Annotated in this window: 1 protein-coding gene; it reads left to right on the top strand. The window is 36.5% G+C overall.

Features of this window, described 5'->3' with window-relative positions:
- Window positions 1–140 precede the first annotated feature (140 nt).
- Window positions 141–395, top strand: a 255-nt coding sequence (locus E3E51_RS13065; RefSeq protein WP_206204590.1) for a hypothetical protein, incomplete at its 3' end; no start/stop codon positions are given.

The raw sequence follows: 395 nt of genomic DNA, 5'->3' as shown, positions 1-395 counted from the left end.
CAAAAAGCTCTTGGAGGAGCTAAAAAGTGAGAATAGTCTTTAACACCTCTCCCTTGATCTTCTTAGAAAAGCTAAAAATACCTCGACAAGTGAGCATAATATTTAAATGCCTGGTTTGGATTATAATATTTTGAAGGAACATGGATTTCACTAAGTTCGTAGCTCTATTGAGATCCAAAAGCATTTCAGAGGTGACATTTACTCCTCATTGCGAGTATCGTCTTCAGCTTAGGAAAATTTCAAAGGATTTGGTAAAGAGTTTGCTTTATGATCCTAAGAGCCTTAGAGGCGTGCTTCAGCAAGAGCCCGAGGAGAGGTTTAAGCTGTATTATACTTATACTGAGGATAAGGATTTAGTAATAATAGTGGATGCGAAGCATATTAAGAGTAAATTA

This window comes from Thermococcus sp. 21S7, from assembly GCF_012027615.1.
In the GTDB taxonomy this organism is placed as follows: Archaea; Methanobacteriota_B; Thermococci; order Thermococcales; family Thermococcaceae; genus Thermococcus.
The sequence above is the reverse complement of the archived record's forward strand: the minus strand, read 5'-3'. Positions and strand labels throughout refer to the sequence as shown.